Origin of the sequence: Synechococcus sp. CCAP 1479/10 (assembly GCF_019038515.1) — a bacterium.
In the GTDB taxonomy this organism is placed as follows: Bacteria; Cyanobacteriota; Cyanobacteriia; order PCC-6307; family Cyanobiaceae; genus Cyanobium.
The window spans coordinates 33,840-49,467 of the sequence record NZ_JAFKRJ010000008.1 but is presented as its reverse complement, the minus strand read 5'-3'; the positions used below and the strand labels follow the sequence as shown (position 1 = coordinate 49,467).

At 61.9% G+C, this 15,628-nt stretch carries 10 protein-coding genes; 3 read left to right on the top strand and 7 right to left on the bottom strand.

Annotated features, from left to right (window positions below):
- On the bottom strand, positions 1 to 831 hold the full coding sequence (locus tag KUG39_RS04025; protein WP_216913156.1) for a TlyA family RNA methyltransferase: 831 nt from the start codon (positions 829 to 831) through the stop codon (positions 1 to 3).
- A 141-nt stretch (positions 832 to 972) separates the two neighbouring features.
- Here KUG39_RS04025 and KUG39_RS04020 point away from each other — a divergent pair, with 141 nt between their 5' ends.
- Positions 973 to 1,185 (top strand): hypothetical protein, encoded by a 213-nt coding sequence (locus tag KUG39_RS04020; RefSeq protein ID WP_190610747.1) that lies wholly within the window; start codon positions 973 to 975, stop codon positions 1,183 to 1,185.
- A 52-nt stretch (positions 1,186 to 1,237) separates the two neighbouring features.
- Positions 1,238 to 2,533 carry an adenylosuccinate lyase gene (gene purB, locus KUG39_RS04015; RefSeq protein ID WP_216913154.1) on the top strand — a complete coding sequence of 432 codons (1,296 nt, stop codon included), beginning with the start codon at positions 1,238 to 1,240 and terminating at the stop codon, positions 2,531 to 2,533.
- A 104-nt stretch (positions 2,534 to 2,637) separates the two neighbouring features.
- On the opposite strand, the gene KUG39_RS04010 is transcribed toward purB, so the two are convergent.
- Together KUG39_RS04010 and KUG39_RS04005 are read right to left on the bottom strand one after the other, a co-directional pair.
- Positions 2,638 to 3,906, bottom strand: coding sequence for an ATP-binding protein (locus KUG39_RS04010; RefSeq protein WP_216913145.1), 1,269 nt, complete (start codon positions 3,904 to 3,906; stop codon positions 2,638 to 2,640).
- A gap of 86 nt (positions 3,907 to 3,992) precedes the next feature.
- Positions 3,993 to 6,782: a DEAD/DEAH box helicase gene (locus KUG39_RS04005; RefSeq protein ID WP_286192931.1), complete on the bottom strand. Its 2,790-nt coding sequence runs from the start codon at positions 6,780 to 6,782 to the stop codon at positions 3,993 to 3,995.
- A 443-nt stretch (positions 6,783 to 7,225) separates the two neighbouring features.
- Between KUG39_RS04005 and KUG39_RS17245 the strand changes: the two genes are divergently transcribed.
- Positions 7,226 to 7,360: a hypothetical protein gene (locus KUG39_RS17245; protein WP_286192930.1), complete on the top strand. Its 135-nt coding sequence runs from the start codon at positions 7,226 to 7,228 to the stop codon at positions 7,358 to 7,360.
- A 472-nt stretch (positions 7,361 to 7,832) separates the two neighbouring features.
- Here KUG39_RS17245 and KUG39_RS04000 read toward each other — a convergent pair whose 3' ends face one another.
- From KUG39_RS04000 to KUG39_RS03985, 4 genes are all read right to left on the bottom strand, one after another.
- On the bottom strand, positions 7,833 to 8,465 hold the full coding sequence (locus KUG39_RS04000) for a hypothetical protein (protein WP_216918228.1): 633 nt from the start codon (positions 8,463 to 8,465) through the stop codon (positions 7,833 to 7,835).
- 198 nt (positions 8,466 to 8,663) lie between these two features.
- Positions 8,664 to 10,211, bottom strand: coding sequence for an LA2681 family HEPN domain-containing protein (locus KUG39_RS03995; RefSeq protein ID WP_216913141.1), 1,548 nt, complete (start codon positions 10,209 to 10,211; stop codon positions 8,664 to 8,666).
- A gap of 893 nt (positions 10,212 to 11,104) precedes the next feature.
- Entirely contained in the window at positions 11,105 to 13,537 is a 2,433-nt protein-coding gene (locus KUG39_RS03990) for a tetratricopeptide repeat protein (protein WP_216918224.1), read from the bottom strand.
- 836 nt (positions 13,538 to 14,373) lie between these two features.
- The gene (locus tag KUG39_RS03985; protein WP_216913126.1) at positions 14,374 to 15,543 is read right to left on the bottom strand and encodes an AlbA family DNA-binding domain-containing protein; all 1,170 of its coding nucleotides are present in this window, start codon (positions 15,541 to 15,543) and stop codon (positions 14,374 to 14,376) included.
- Positions 15,544 to 15,628 lie beyond the last annotated feature (85 nt).

Below are 15,628 nucleotides of genomic sequence, written 5' to 3'. Positions count from 1 at the left end.
TCAGGCCCCGGCCAGGGTGTCCTTCACCAGGGCTGCGATCCTGCCGGACCAGTCCGTGCCCTCCGAGGGAGGCTCGGCACCCGCTCCGGGCGGCACCAGCCACAGCAGGTATTCGTGGTTGCCGGCGGGCCCGGTCAGGGGTGAAGCCACCAGCCCTGCCGGGTGCCAGTCCACTTCCCTTGCCGCCGTGATCACGGTGGCGATGGCATCGGCGTGGGCCGCCGGATCCCGCACCACGCCCCCCTTGCCCACCCGCTGGCGGCCCACCTCGAACTGGGGCTTGACCAGCAGCAGCGCCTCACCCGCCCCCGTCAGCAGGGCCCGCAGGGCCGGCAGCACCCGGGTGAGGGAAATGAACGACACATCGGCCACGGCCAGGTCGGGCCAGGGATCGCCTTCCCCGTAGAGAAGCTCCGGGGTGAGGTGGCGCAGGTTGGTGCGCTCCCGCAGCACCACCCGTTCATCCGTGCGCAGGCTCCAGGCCGTCTGGCCGTAGCCCACATCGATCCCGTACACCCGCACGGCCCCGTGCTGCAGCAGGCAATCAGTGAAGCCGCCGGTGGAGATGCCGCCGTCGAGGCATACCCGGCCTTCCACCTGGATCGGCAGGGCCGCCAGGGCCCCCTCCAGCTTCTCGCCCCCCCGGGAGACGAACCGGGGCGGCTGCTCCACCTCCAGGGGCAGGCTCTCGGCCACCTCGGTGCCGGGCTTGTCGAGCACCTCGCCGCCCCCGCGCACCCGGCCGGCCCGGATCAGCTGCTGGGCCTGCTGGCGGCTGGTCACCAGGCCCAGATCCACCAGGCGGCGATCGAGCCGCTGCTTACGGGCCATGCTGCTTTTCGGCCATGGGTCCTGCCGCTCCACCGGCATGTTGTCACCGAACAGCGATCCAAACCGAACAAAAACCGATGGGCAGACGGTTCGGCGCGGAACAGTCGCAGGATGGCTCCAGTCTTTTCCCGGTTCCCTCCCATGGCTGGCCCTCGATCCACGGCGGCCCCCGGGTCCAACGTGGTGGAGCTGCTCCACCCGGGAAGCTTCGTGCGGCTGCGGGACCATCCCGAGGATCTGCCCCCGTTCCAGCTGATCCGCCGCCGCGGCACCCGTTGCTGGGTGCGCCAGCAGGCCTGGGGGTCGATGGTGCACCTGGAGCTGCCCTACCGCCGCCTCACCGCCGCCGCCTGAGCCGGTGGGGGCGGCTCGATAGGTTGGGGGATCGTTCACCACCGCCCGGCCCTTGATCGAGCGTTACACCCTGCCCGAAATGGGCCGCCTCTGGAGCGAGGAAGCGAAGTTCCAGAGCTGGCTCGAGGTGGAGATCGCCGCCACCGCCGCCAACGTGGAGCTGGGCCGGGTGCCCGCCGAGGCGCTGGCCACGATCCGCGAGAAGGCGGCCTTCGAGGTGCCCCGGATCCTGGAGATCGAGGCGGAGGTGCGCCACGACGTCATCGCCTTCCTGACCAACGTCAACGAGCACGTCGGTGATGCGGGCCGCTACATCCACGTGGGCATGACCAGCTCCGACGTGCTGGACACCGGCCTGGCCCTGCAGCTGAAGGCCTCGGTGGCCCTGCTGCGCACCGAGCTCGATGGCCTCTCAGGCGCCCTGCGCCGGCTGGCCCGGGCCCACAAGGACACGGTGATGATCGGCCGTTCCCACGCCATCCACGGCGAGCCGATCACCTTCGGCTTCAAGGTGGCCGGCTGGCTGGCCGAAACCGAGCGCAACCGGGAGCGGCTGGAGCGGCTCGCCACGGTGGTGGCCGTGGGCCAGATCAGCGGTGCCATGGGCACCTACGCCAACACCGATCCGCAGGTGGAGGCGATCACCTGCCGGCTGCTGGGCCTGGAGCCCGACACCGCCAGCACCCAGGTGATCGGCCGCGACCGCCACGCGGAATACGTCCAGACCCTGGCCCTGGTGGGCACCTCCCTGGAGCGCTTCTCCACCGAGATCCGCAACCTGCAGCGCTCCGACGTGCTGGAGGTGGAGGAGAACTTCGCCAAGGGGCAGAAGGGCAGCTCGGCCATGCCCCACAAGCGCAACCCGATCCGCAGCGAACGCATCAGCGGCCTGGCCCGGGTGCTGCGCAGCTACACCGTGGCCGCCCTGGAGAACGTGGCCCTCTGGCACGAGCGGGACATCAGCCACAGCTCGGTGGAGCGGATGATGCTGCCCGACTGCTCGGTCACCCTGCACTTCATGCTGCGGGAGATGACCGCCGTGGTGGAAGGGCTGGGGGTGTACCCCGAGAACATGGCCCGCAACATGAACGTCTACGGCGGCGTCGTGTTCAGCCAGCGGGTGCTGCTGGCGCTGGTGGAGGCGGGGCTGAGCCGGGAGGAGGCCTATCGGATCGTGCAGCGCCACGCCCACGCCGCCTGGAACACCGAGGGCGGCGACTTCCGCGCCAATCTGGCGGGCGATCCCACCGTCACCAGCCACCTGGGCCCCGAGCAGCTGGAGGCCTGCTTCGCCACCGACCTGCACCGGGCGAACCTGGACGTGATCTGGGAGCGGCTGGGGATCTGAAACGCGCGGGCGGCCGCCCTTTACCCCGCAGGCGGGGTATTGGCTGGTGTTTGCCAACGGCCAATACGTAGCTGGTATTGGCCGATCAGCCAATACGTAGCCCTTCAGCTGAGGGCCAGCCGGGTCGCGCCTGTCAGCAGGTACTGAAGCGGTTCCCCTCCCCGGCGTGGCAGCACGTCCGCGGCACCCGAATGCACCAGTTGCTGCAACGTCTGGGACACCGAGGGCTGCTTGATTCCCCAGAGCCTCACCAGGTCGGCCTGGGTCAGCACCGCCTGCACGTCCCGCTCGCCCCAGGCTTCCAACCGTTGCCAGAGGGTGGTGCCGAGCTGGTCCAGCAACTCCAATTTGTAGCGACGGCTCAGCACGAGGGTGAGGTCGGCCAGGTCAATCGGCTGGGGACCCTCCCCGTCGCCTGTCAGACCCAGCAGGGCAGAGATGCCGTCCTCCAAGGCCTTGAGCAGTCCGCGGAGATCGCCTCGGAACAGCTCATGCAACGCATCGATCACCGCACCCTGCACGGGCGCCTGCACCGGCAGGCCCGGTTCCAGTCGCAGGGATCGGTAGCGCGCCTCCAGCAACTGGTGAACCTCCTGCGGCTCAAGAGGTTCGAGCACCACCGGATCGCTGAACACCGAGCGCACCTGAGTGTGGCTCTGCACCACGATGCGGACGGCATCGGTGGTGCCCACCACGATCAAGTGAAGGCCATCGAGCAACAGGGCCTGGTCGCGGATGCTGCGCAGCAGATCGGCAGCACGGGTGGCATCGGCCTCACTGAGGTTCTCGAGATTGTTGAGGTGCAGCACCACGCCGGAGGCGCCCTGCTCCAGCGCAAAGGCCAGAAGATCGCGCAGAACCCTGGGTCCATCCAGCAGCAGGGCCCCGGGGGGCGAGGAGACCGCCTGGGTGCTGGTGCCGCCCGCCCCAAAGCCGGCGGCCGAAACCGTGAAGCCACCACCGCGCAGACGGATGGTGCGCACCAACTGCTGCGCAGCCTCCACGGCGGGGCCGCTCGCCTGCGTGCAGGAGGCGAGCACGGCATCAAAGGCGCCGGCGAGCAGTTGGCCGATCAGATCCTCACCGGTCAGATCGGCCGTGATCGGGATGATCTCGGCTGAGGTCCAGTAGCCGGCAGCCAGGGCGTCGGCCTTTACGGCCTGCACCAAGGTGGTCTTGCCGATGCCAGGCCTCCCCGCCACCGCCTGACGGGAACTGCGGGAGCCACCGATTGCATTGAGCAGCCTTTGCCGCTCGTTCTGGCGCCCCACGAACAGGCTGAGCGGTGTGGCCTCCGAGTCCTGGCGCAGGGTGGCCTGGAAAAAGGGCGAGGAGCGGAGGTTGTAGAGCCTCCAGAGGTTCGGAAGTGCCATGGAGAGGGTATTGGCAGCGTCCGGACGCAAGCCAATAGTGGCACCGTATTGGCCATTCTGCCAATAAAGACCCCGATGGTCACCCCCTAACCGGCCGGCGGCCTCTCCGTCGCCGGATCCAGCTTGCCGTTGCCGCCCGCCAGCAGATCCTCGATCTCACAGACCGGGAAGCGGTTGATGCTCTTGAGGGCCAGCCGTGAGTTGCGGCGCAGCTGCTCGCTGATCGCCTCGCAGTAGGGGATCTGGGCCAGGAGATCGACGGTGCGGCGCAGGATCCGCACCACGTCGCCTTCATCGAGGGAGGTGTTGGCGATCACGTCGTTCCAGCTGGCGCCCCGGGCCCAGGCGTGGACCAGCCCGGTGAGTTCCGGCTCCCACCACACCGGCACCACCACCGAGGCCCGCTCCTGCTGGCGCTGCAGCTCGCGCCGCAGGCTGCGCAGGTCGTGGAGGGCCTCCTCGGAGGCCGGTGGCGGCGGGTAGCCGCACCAGAGGTCGGGCCGGTTCACCTCGGTGGAGATGGCCTCCAGCACCGCCGCCAGCTCGGCCGGATCGAGGGCATCGAGGTGGCCGCTCATCAGGGCCAGCCCCAGCCAGAGCTCGTTGTCGCCCCGCAGGGCCGCCACGGTGCGGCCCACCTCGGTGGGCTCCAGCCCCTCCTCGCCATCGAGGGCGCCGAAGAAGCGCAGGATGTCGATCAGGGACAGGAAGGTGTCCCAGTGGCGGTTGGCGCGGTGGTGCAGCAGCCGCTGCCGCTCGCCGATCTCCTCCTGGAGTTCCTCCATGCGGCGGCGGTGCTTCTTGAGGTGCTTGCGGTCGCCCCAGCGGTGGGCGGGGTGGGCCTCCAGCTCCTGCTCCAGCCGCTGCACCAGCTCACCCTGCTGCTGCACCTCGCCCGCCAGGTCGTACCGGGGGGTGTGCATGTCGTGGCGGCGGGCCATCGAGGACACCGCCAGGGCCAGGCCGCCGCTGGCGTTGTCGCCATGGCGCAGCTCGTTGGCGTGGTGCAGCTCCGGCGGCTCCAGCTGGTCGACCTGCAGGCAGCTGAGCTCGGCGTGCAGGGTCACCACCGCGTGGCAGGGCAGCAGGATCCAGACGTTCTCGTCGGTGAGGCAGAGCAGCAGCGGGAACTGGCCGGATCCCGGCACCTTGGCCACGATCACCGCCGGCGTGACCCGGCTGCGCAGGGCCGGCGCCTTGACGCTCACCAGGGTGCCCTCGCTGGCGAACTGCAGCGCCAGGGTGAGCTCATGGGCCAGGGTCTCCTCGGCCTGCTGCTGCAGGATCCGGTGCAGGCGCCGCTCCTCCCGCAGGCGGCCGCGGACCTTCTCGTAGTCCTCGAAATCGTCCCAGGGCACCTCGCCGCCGCTGGATTCCAGGCTGGCCAGCTGGGCCATCAGCTCGGCGATGCGGGATTCGTCCTCGGCCAGATCCAGCCCCGCCAGGTAGCGGCCGAAGCTGCGCTCCACCAGCTCCCGGGCCTTGGCCAGGTCGTAGCGCTGCAGCAGGTTGAGCACCATGCCGTAGCTGGGGGTGAACTGGCTCACCAGCGGATCGGCCGGGCTGGTAGCAAGCGCCCCGGCCTCCCGCACCCCTTCGAAACGGCTCTGGACCGTCACGACGTAGCCCTGGGTGTCGAGGCCGCGGCGGCCGGCGCGCCCGGCCATCTGCAGGAATTCGCTGCCCATCAGGGGCCGGTGGCCCCGCTCGGTCCGCTTGGAGAGGGCCGAGATCACGGTGGTGCGGGCCGGCATGTTGATGCCCGCGGCCAGGGTCTCGGTGGCGAACACCACCTTGATCAGCCCCTGCTGGAACAGCTCCTCGATCAGTTCCTTCCAGGCCGGCAGCACGCCGGCGTGGTGGGCGGCGATGCCCCGCAGCAGGGCGTCGGCATGGCCGCCCTCCCGCACCGCCTCCGGGGTCACCGCCATGAAGGCGTCCAGCCGCTGGCGAATGCGCGCCTGCTCCTGAGGATCGACCAGGCACACCTTGGCCAGGTCGCGGACGGAGCGGTCGCAGTTGCGGCGACTGAAGATGAAGTAGATGGCCGGCAGCATCTCCCGCTCCGCCATCTGGGCCACCACGAAGCCGATCGGCGGCGCCTCCGGCTGGGGCGGCCGCGGTTCCTTCGGTCCCTTGCGGCGGGTGGATTTGGGAGGGCGCCAGACCTTGCAGTTGGGGTGCAGGCCGGTGCCCTCGTCGTTGAGCAGGGGGTGCAGACCCTTGGCGCTGCAGAAGCTGAAGGCCAACGGGACCGGGCGGAAGTCGCTGTGGATCAGCCGGGTGGGGCCATGCACCCGCTCGATCCAGTCCGTCAGTTGCCCGGCATTGGCCACCGTGGCCGAGAGCGCCACCAGCTGCACCCGCGACGGGCAGTGGATGATCGATTCCTCCCAGACCGTGCCCCGCTGGGTGTCGTTCATGTAGTGGCACTCGTCGAGCACCACGGCCTCCACATCGGCCAGGGGGTCGTCGTCGAGGTGGTCGATCTCCGCGTAGAGCATGTTGCGGAAGATCTCGGTGGTCATCACCACCACCTGGGCCTCCCGGTTCAGGCTCAGGTCGCCAGTGAGCAGGCCCACCCGCTCGTGACCGAACTGCTCGCGGAAATCCCGCAGCTTCTGGTTGGAGAGAGCCTTGAGGGGCGTGGTGTAGAAGACCTTCTGGCCATGGGCCAGGGCCCGGTGGATGGCGTACTCGCCCACCAGGGTCTTGCCGGAGCCGGTGGGGGCGCTCACCACCACCGAATGGCCCTGGTTCAGGGCGTCGATCGCCTCGAGCTGGAAGCCATCGAGAGGAAAGGGGAACAGCTGCTCCAGCGGCGGCACGCCACCGGTGGTGGTGTCAGCGGAGCCGACGGTGGGGCTGGAGGGCATCGGGGGATCCTATGGCGCGGCCGCCCCGGACGGCGCGGCTCAGGCGCCGTGGGAGCCGGTGCGCGAGAAGGGGTTGAGCACCAGCACGCCGGCCCGTGAGCTTGGCCAGCGGCCCTGATGGTGGCGATCACGCTGGAAGGCCCCGAGGCGGTGGCCTGGGTGCGGAGCCGCGACGCCGAAAGCGCCGCGGGCGGCGTCGATCGCCGGACGAGGACCCCATGGGGCAGCGTCCCGATCTGGCCGTCGGCCTTCGTGCCGGGGGTCGCGCCCGGTCCTGGTCGTCCCCCATGACCTGACCGATGACCCCGAGCGCGGACTCTGGTTATGTGACATCGAGATCAACACTGGTGCGGCCTCCTGGACTTTCGGGCGGGTAGCACTGGCGCGCCTGCAGCCCTATTCCACCGAAGGGACGCACCTTTCCGAGGTGGTACTGGCGCAGCGTGACGCTGTTCGGCAGCGGGGATGGGGCTTCGGGCGGCTCGCGCGTGGTGCGGCCGCGTTCCGAAATCGACCCGCTGAGCCGGCAGGTGAATCAGGTGACGCCGGTGTCGCCGAAACCGGTGGTGGAGGTGTGACCGCTTCGCCGAAGCGCTGGCGCTTGGGGGCGGGGCGGAAAACCTCTGGCTGCGCCCGCCACTTTGGGACGGGCGGATCGGCCTGCCCGAGCAAGACAGCGCAGAGCTACGGCTGGTGATCGTGGAGTGCGAGGAGTTCGCCATCGAAGGTCCAGCTCCGCGCCAGAGCATGACCAGCACCAAGACCAGCCGCCGGCTTGTATTTGTGGAGCATATGTCAATTGTGTACAGGCGCAGCTGCGCTATATTGATCAAGAGAAAGCCAAAAAGATACTGGGCTCCAAAAAGTCGAACCGCTCAAGATCACCAACGGGAAGATGCCATGCGATTCCGCCGTCTATTCATAGACTCGCCTATTGAATCTTGATGTCGGATGGCTATTCACTCAGTACTGAATTATTATGTATTTACCAGGTCCTCCAATGAAACTCCTTTCTCCCGTAAGCCAAAGGGAAAGAGGCAGCTAATATGCCTACTCCCGGTCGGGGAGATGGTATCTCATGTCAAGAGACAAGGTATCTAGAAGATCCATTTCTGCTCGGACTAGCAGATCCTGCCTGGATCTTCTGTGCTCATCACCAACCACTGGCTCTCCCTCCACCTTCTCAGCATCAAGGTCCAGTTCATCCCGAAATAACAGCACTTCTTCTTGATAACGGCAAAGAAGTTCTTGGACTTTCTTGGCACGTGCCCGGGCACTCTCCGACAACTTTGGATCATGTATGCCATAGACAACCAAACCAAGAAGCTTCGTGTTATTATACTCACGAAAAGCCAGCCGATATTCAAGTTTTGCGGCCGCAACAGACGCATTTCGCTTAGACAGGGCACTGTCATCGTGGACAAGATTATGTCGAACAAAGGCCTGCAGGTCTTTAAGACTGTCTTTCAGCTCTTGAAGTTTGCTGAATAGGCTCGAAGCTGACTCGTAGACTTGCAACAGAATTTTTGTTGCCTCTCTGTTTTGATTCTCCCTGGCGATTCTTCTTTGCTCGATTGAATTCCAGGCCAGAGCCCCAGAAAAGATAAGTGGAACCATGGGAGCAACAAAACTTCGCCATATATCCGTCCATGGATCATGCGGGCAGCATACTGCTTCAATCATGGTTCAGTCGAATTGCAAAGAGTTCATGAAAGATATTAGGCTTGACCATCATACTCAAGCCTACGACTTGCTACACATTGCGCCGTGGGTTCCTGGCTTTCCGAGGGTCAATATCAGCGGAGGGCAAGTGAGGCCTGCGATAAACAAATGGAAACTGCCACCGTCCGCTGAATCTTGACGTTAGGCAGGGAAAAGCATTCATTTTGCATTCCTGCCTCTGATCCGGTCATGGTCAGGTAATAACACTTGAGCAGCCGACAAGAGATCACAATGGAGCATGTGCTCGTGGTTCATGACCATTTGGACGAAATAAATGATCATCGCACGAGTGAGGCGAAGGGTTCCCAGAAGATGATCTACAAATGAGTCTAACTCGCAGTGCTCTACGAACGTGCTATCGCGTGATGATGTACAGCTTCTATCATGAAGTACAGTGAAGCGATGGGTTGATGAGTTCCGCAGCTCTTTCTTGATTCTCAGGAATCCGCCAGACTCAATGTCACCAGCGACTTCAGTAATCGCTATCAGGGCACTGTTGCCTGCCGAAATCTCCTCCTGTATCTTGGGTTGTAGGCGAACCGAACCTGTACCCCCTTGCTGCTCAAACCAGCGGTTCGCAAATGAAATCCGTTGTGGATTACCTGGGAGGCCAAGGTACTCGCTTGCTGCTACTGCAACTTTATCAAGGAGATCTAAGCACGCTCTTTGCGACAACAGCAGAGTGGCATTCGTTATCCCATATCGAGCGAAGTCTAGTGTATCGATATAACCACCACTCTCTGGAAATACTTCCTTGAGTCCGCAGTAAGCCAAATACCGTGCTGCCAAGAAGTCAGCCTTTAGAGTATTGAATATCGCAAAGATGGAGGGTGGCCTGGGCGTTGAGCCGATGGTCTCGATGATACTGTGAATCTGCAATGAGTCCCATCGCCAAAGTGACAGATCAAGACCTTCGATAGCTGGTGACAATGAAAGCCTATTCTCTGCAACGAAGCGTTGATATTCAGTAGCGGTCGACAAGTCCCGTGACTTTCCGACAGGGAGATCCAATTCAAGCATTGCAGAAATCTGCTCAAATGCCTTGTCTCCAGCTAGCTGTCGAATGCGTTCTGGATTCTTCTTAGCACGCTGAAGGTATGACGAAACAATTGGGAGGAGGGCTTGCTGATCGCCAACCCCGCTGTCAACGAGATGTAGAAGTGCCTTTGCAGCGCCAGTGAGCGCAACACCATTGGTGGGATCAAGTTCAAGGGCTGCGAAATATGAATCATAGGCCTCTACGAAACGAAAAGCGGTAAGCAATGAGTTTCCAAGGTTAGTGAGCGCTTGCGCGGAAATGCTGGGAGTGGATCGTTCTAAGCCAATAAAACTGTAAAGATTCCGAGCACGACGTCGGTTGTCACGAGTGACCAGAAACCACAATGGTTGAGGGGCGTCAACTAGATCTGCTTGAGAAGAGAGACCGTTCGCTAAGCAATACTTCAAGTCTCCGCGGTCAGGCATGAGTACAACCAGCTCTTCAAGAAGCCTGACGCCCTCAGTAACCGCATCCCGGTCGCGGGCGATTGCCCCAGCATCAATCAGCGTTCCGGCTGCGATCATGTCGATAGCAGATTGATTGAGAACATCGTCAGCCCGCAGGCCACGAGCCGCATTGATGGCCGCCCATGGATCCTGATCAGTTAGAGTCTTCAGCCGCAGGTCAGTTTCAGCAAACCTAGCTGCAAACCTGTCTGAATCAAGCAATTCGGCACCTCATTCAGTTCAACTTAGAAACTCACGCCTGGGCTAAGTAATCAGATCAATCTCTTCGCAGCTGGCTTGGCCACTTGAGTGAATAACTAGGATCATAAGGCACGAAAACCTGCTTTGAGAACACAGTAGCCAAGAATCTCAGGCTGATTACTCTCATCATAAAGATAGACATCCGAGGGGTTGTCCTGAACTCCACTCATTGTGTGAAATGCAACAGCAAAAACGACGTAGTCCTCGTCTACGCGACAGCCTAAATGCGCCAAGCAAGCCGAGCTTTTCTTGGCAAACGAAACTGACCTTAGCTGACCCGTACCAAGCGTATGGGCCGAACGAAAGCCCTCCTTTAGAATTGGTTCCTTCAAGCGAAGTGGTGTCGCATGAAAAAACACTCTGGAGTCGCCCTCAACCGAGTGTGGGAAAAGGCAATACTCGTTCTGCTCTGTAGGATCTTCCGCTTCCCAGATCTGCAAGGATGGCACGTTGAAACTGCGACGCTCAATGACCGAGCCTAACGCTGCCGCTGAGTGGCAGGCAAGGAGCCTGGGGTGGCGAAGCTAAGATCTGATAGCGGCCTGTCCACTCGAAGGGCTTGTTCGGCAAGCCATACATTTGACTCTGATTTGTACTTTGCTCTCCTCTCAGGGGGTCTCTTGATGTTTTGCTTCACGCCTTTCTGGAGCTTCAGTGGTGACTGATTGTATCAAGGGATGAGCCTTTTGTTTTCCAATCACTCTTAGATGAAGTCGGAGCGAAAGCACGACCCCCCCCCCAAAAAAAAACAACACTCTTCGTAAAGCCAGTCGGCTGATTCGAGCGGGGGCGGAAAAGAATGACTTGGTTAACCATGCCGGGCCGGTCTGCTGCGGCTTGATTGTGCAAGCCCTTCAGGCTGATTGTGGCAAGAGGCTCTGAAGCCTGGCCTCAATCTCGGATTCGGGAAAGTCCATGTCCTGGAGCAGTGAGCAGTAGTTGCCGAAGGCAGCCTCAAGGTATGGATGTTGATAGCCCTGCTGGGAAAAGGCGATGAGGATCGCCACTACCTGTCGCATCAGCGGCTCTGCCTCCGCCAGGCGGCTGGTGGCCTGCAGCAGTACCGCCAGGTTGTTGAGAGCCCTGGCCACTTTGGGATGATCGGTGCCATAGCTGGCCTCATTGATCGCCAGCGCTCGCCGCATCAGTGGCTCGGCCTCCGCCAAGCGGCTGGTGGCCACCAGCAGTAGCGCCAGGTTGTTGAGATCACTCGCCACGTCGGGATGATCGGTGCCGTAGCTGGCCTCATCGATCGTCAACGCTCGCCGCATCAGCGGCTCCGCCTCCGCCAGGCGGCTGGTGGCCTGCAGCAGTACCGCCAGGTTGTTGAGATCCCTGGCCACATCGGGATGATCGGTGCCGTAGCTGGCCTCATCGATCGCCAGTGCTCGCCGCAACAGCGGCTCCGCCTCCGTCAGGCGGTTGGTGGTCTGCAGCAGCCCCGCCAGGTTGTTGAGACGAATGGCGACATTGGGATGATCGGTGCCGTAGCTAGCCTCATCGATCGCCAACGCCCGCCGCATCAGCGGCTCCGCCTCCGCCAGGCGGTTGGTGGCCCGCAGTAGCCCCGCCAGGTTGCTGAGATCCCTGGCGAAATTGGGATGATCGGTGCCGTAGCTGGCCTCATCGATCGCCAACGCCCGCCGCATCAGCGGCTCTGCCTCTGCCAGGCGGCTGGTGGCCCGCAGTAGCCCCGCCAGGTTGTTGAGATCCCTGGCCACATCGGGATGATCGGTGCCGTAGCTGGCCTCATCGATCGCCAGCGCTAGCCGCATCAGCGGCTCCGCCTCCGCCAGGCGGTTGGTGGTCTGCAGCAGCCCCGCCAGGTTGTTGAGAGCTACGGCCACATTGGGATGATCGCTGCCGTAGCTGGTCTGAAAGATCTCCACCACCCGCCGCATCAGCGGCTCCGCCTCCGCCAGGCGGTTGGTAGCATGCAGCAGCTGCGCCAGGTTGCTGAGAGCTGAGGCGGTGGCGGGATGGTTTGGCCCCAGCCGGTCTTCGCACTCCTTTAAGGCTTGCTCATACCAGTCCAGGGCCTCCCCAAAGGCGCCACGATGCTCAGCCACCCAAGCCAGGCCCGTGAAAGGCCAGAACAAGTCCTCCTCGCTCAACGTTGCGGAGTTGTGCTCCGCCACCTGGCAAATGTGCGGCAGTACAGGCTCCAGGGCCACCACCTGCGCCAGGGTGAGCGTCTGCGGAATCCGCTCCCGGCACACCTGCGAGACTGCCGCCGCCAGTTGCCTGCGCCAGCGGCCCGCCTCCTCCAGCTCCCGGCACTGCAGCCGAATGAACTGCCATACCAACGGATGAAGCTTGTAGAGCCCATCGCCGAGTCGCTCCAGCAATTGCGCTCGCCGCAACGCCACCTGTTGGGCACCAAAGGCGCTGCCCTCCTCCACAGCCTGCCCCGGCAGCCGGCAGGCTTCCACCAGCTCCCAGGGGATCGTCGCCGGGGCCATCACCCCCAGCAACACCCCCAGGCTCTTGGCGGCCTCTGAGAGGGGCTCCCAGCTGATCAGCAGCGCTTCCATCACCCCCCGCTGGGCACCAAGTTCAGGATGGGCCTGCAGCAGCGCCTTTGCTTCCGCACCCTTGGAACGAAGATCCTCCAGCAGTTGGCTCAGCCGCAGCTCGGGCCGTTCCGCCAGGCGGGCACCAAGGAGCACCAAGGCCAGCGGCAGGTCGCCCACCTCCGCGCAGAGCGCATCAGCAGCCTGCGGTTCCTGCTGGAATCGGGCCTGGCCGCTTTCTCCTGCCTGCAGGGCCAACAGCTCCAGGGAGGCCTCCCGCTGCAACAGCAGCACTTCGATCTCCTTCGCTCCGGTGGGGGCGGGTTCCCGCTGGCTGATAAGCCGCCGAAAGCGTGGCGGCAGGCCCGCAGTCAACTGCCGCTCGGCGGCATAGCCCTCCTGATCTCCATGAGCCTCCGGCAGGTTTTCGCCGCGCTGGTCGTCCAGGATCAGGAGCACCGGCTCTGGTGGCGATGTGCCTGCGGGCCATTGGCTCCAACACATCGGGAGCAGCTCTGTGGGGCTTTTGTCCTCTGGCAAGACCACCTTGGGGAAGGCCCCCCGGAAGCAGGTGACCAGCTGGGAGGCCATCGCCGCCAGGCTCTGGCGGGCATCGAGGCGCACGATGCCGCCTCGGTAGTGATCCAGGTGGTCGTAGGCGTGTTGGGTAGCTAGCTCGCTTTTTCCCACTCCGCCCATGCCGGTGAGGTAGACGCGGCTTCCTTCTGGCGTCAGCAATTGCGCCAGGCGCTGGAGTTCAGCCTCCCGCCCCACGAAGCGCTCGGCGCTGGTGGTGCGCTCCGGCAGGTTATGGGGGGTGTGGGTGTCTGGGAGTTTGGGAGCAGGGGGTGGCGGTAGGTGGGTTTGGTGTACGTGCTCTCCCCCGATGAACTGATCTCCACCAGGTTGGAAAGTGCCGCCTGTGATCAACGGGCTGTTCGGTCCATGAGTGGAGTTGGAGGACGGAGGGGGCTCCCCTTTCTTCCGTTCCAGGCCGAGCAGCCGCCTGGCCGATTCAATGTTCTGGGCCTGACTGAGCACATAACCGACCAGGGCAAACCCCCCAACCACAGTGAAACCCAGCCACCCGTATTGCTGGAGCCATGGGCTGACCAAGGCCCAGAGGTCAAATGGTGGAGGTGGTTGCTGCTGTGAAGCCGGAATGATGGCTCTAGCGTGGAGCTGGGTAAGCAACAACGCCAGGGTCAACGGAAGCATCAACGTCCTTGAGCATCGGCCCATGCGGCGGGGGCGATGGCTGGAGAGGAACAGCAGAACCCTTGCCATCACACCCCAGATCAGTTTTTAGATTCTAACAGCTGTACAAACGCGTGGCATTGATCGTACTGGGGGCACTTTTTCGCAGCTTGCTTGGGCGAACGTGTTTATCTGATGGGGCCAAAAAACGGATCACGAACTTCTTGGTAGCCATAAAGACTATTGAAGCATTCTGCATTTGCGAATGGCACTTTAGACTCAAATAGATTCAGTGCCAAGCATCTCCTGCCGGTCTGCCGAACGCTCCAAATCAGAAGCGGGAAGTGATGATTGCAATAAAGAACAACTCCTGCTCCCGCCTTCTGCATCTGGATGTTCGGCGGCTGGGTTAGTCATGATTCGCGATAGAAATAGGAACCGTTGCCAATATGAAGAAGGTCCGGCAGTGAGTAGCTAGCATACTTAAGATCCGCGGAGATATGGAGCTGTCCTCTGATGGGCCTTGGAAGGTCGTCGGAGTAAATGATATAAGTCACCGAATTCCTTTCTTCCGTCCTCTTCCCTAAGTAGAATTTGTCGCTGTAGATACGACGGCCAGGCTGTACGTCACCACACAGAACCTCTACCTTGATCACGCCGGATAGTCGGTTGATAGCAAGGTCTCCGGGACTTTCAGTTCTCCTGAACTTAAATCCAGTTAAATCTGGCCCAAATGCCTGCTTCTTAGGCCTGGAGGGTATCTCGAATTCCTCAAGAGCGTCAATATTGGTGCTTTCTTCAATTACTATCTCGACCCTGACATTGCGAGCTACGTAACGGCCTGAATTAATCAGCACAAGTGCTACTGGTCGATATAATTCACTTATGTATATATGCTTGGCCAATTGGCGATAGTATTCACGATTAGTCCTATCGGTAAATGGTTTGATCTCAATTTGGCCTCTAGGTGGATCCGTTAGCTGCGGAATCTGATACTCTTGCGGCATTTCGCACAGCCTCGATTTAATAACTAGGATTTGTCCTAGAGAATCTTGGGTCGCAATATCAGCAAACTCAGTGACAAGCGTTGGAGCCCTGTCTTCAGACCTCAAACCCATTCTGAATATTTCGTCAGGATCAGCTGGCGTTGTTGGATCTGTCGAGCTACCTCTTCGTACGTAGACTTTGCCTTTCTCTAGCTTTCCGTAATCACGTTTTAGAAATATCGGACGATCCTGTTCTTCAATGTGAATGACTCCTATCTGCTTATGCTCTAAGACGGCTGTTCTGTAGTGAAACTGAATGGGACGATTCGTCAGGGAGTTAACAAATTGTTGAAGGGCATGGTCGTCAAGCTGGCTATCAACCCCATGGACAATGCTCTTTCCTCCTCGGACTTCTTCTACTCCTACAAGAACATATGCATCCGCCCTTCTCCAAGCATTGGCAAATCCAAGAATATCTTTTAGCAGTTCAGACTTATCTTCCTTCGTCGCATTTACAAACTTATACTGCTCCTTCTTGAAGTCAAGAGTGGCTCCCTCTTCCTCGTAAAGGAGGCCAGCTAGAAATTCGTCATCCATTGGCATTTAACCGAATCAGTTGACGAGGGCACGAAATGGGTGAGCTGAGCTAAGGATCATGATAGTGACCGCCGAACTAGTCATT

Bases quoted from the DNA above. Each gene is read 5' to 3' on its own strand.
- KUG39_RS04025 (WP_216913156.1), bottom strand. From the start codon at position 831: ATGGCCCGTAAGCAGCGGCTCGATCGCCGCCTGGTGGATCTGGGCCTG.
- KUG39_RS04020 (WP_190610747.1), top strand. From the start codon at position 973: ATGGCTGGCCCTCGATCCACGGCGGCCCCCGGGTCCAACGTGGTGGAG.
- KUG39_RS04010 (WP_216913145.1), bottom strand. From the start codon at position 3,906: ATGGCACTTCCGAACCTCTGGAGGCTCTACAACCTCCGCTCCTCGCCC.
- KUG39_RS04005 (WP_286192931.1), bottom strand. From the start codon at position 6,782: ATGCCCTCCAGCCCCACCGTCGGCTCCGCTGACACCACCACCGGTGGC.
- KUG39_RS04000 (WP_216918228.1), bottom strand. From the start codon at position 8,465: ATGATTGAAGCAGTATGCTGCCCGCATGATCCATGGACGGATATATGG.
- KUG39_RS03985 (WP_216913126.1), bottom strand. From the start codon at position 15,543: ATGGATGACGAATTTCTAGCTGGCCTCCTTTACGAGGAAGAGGGAGCC.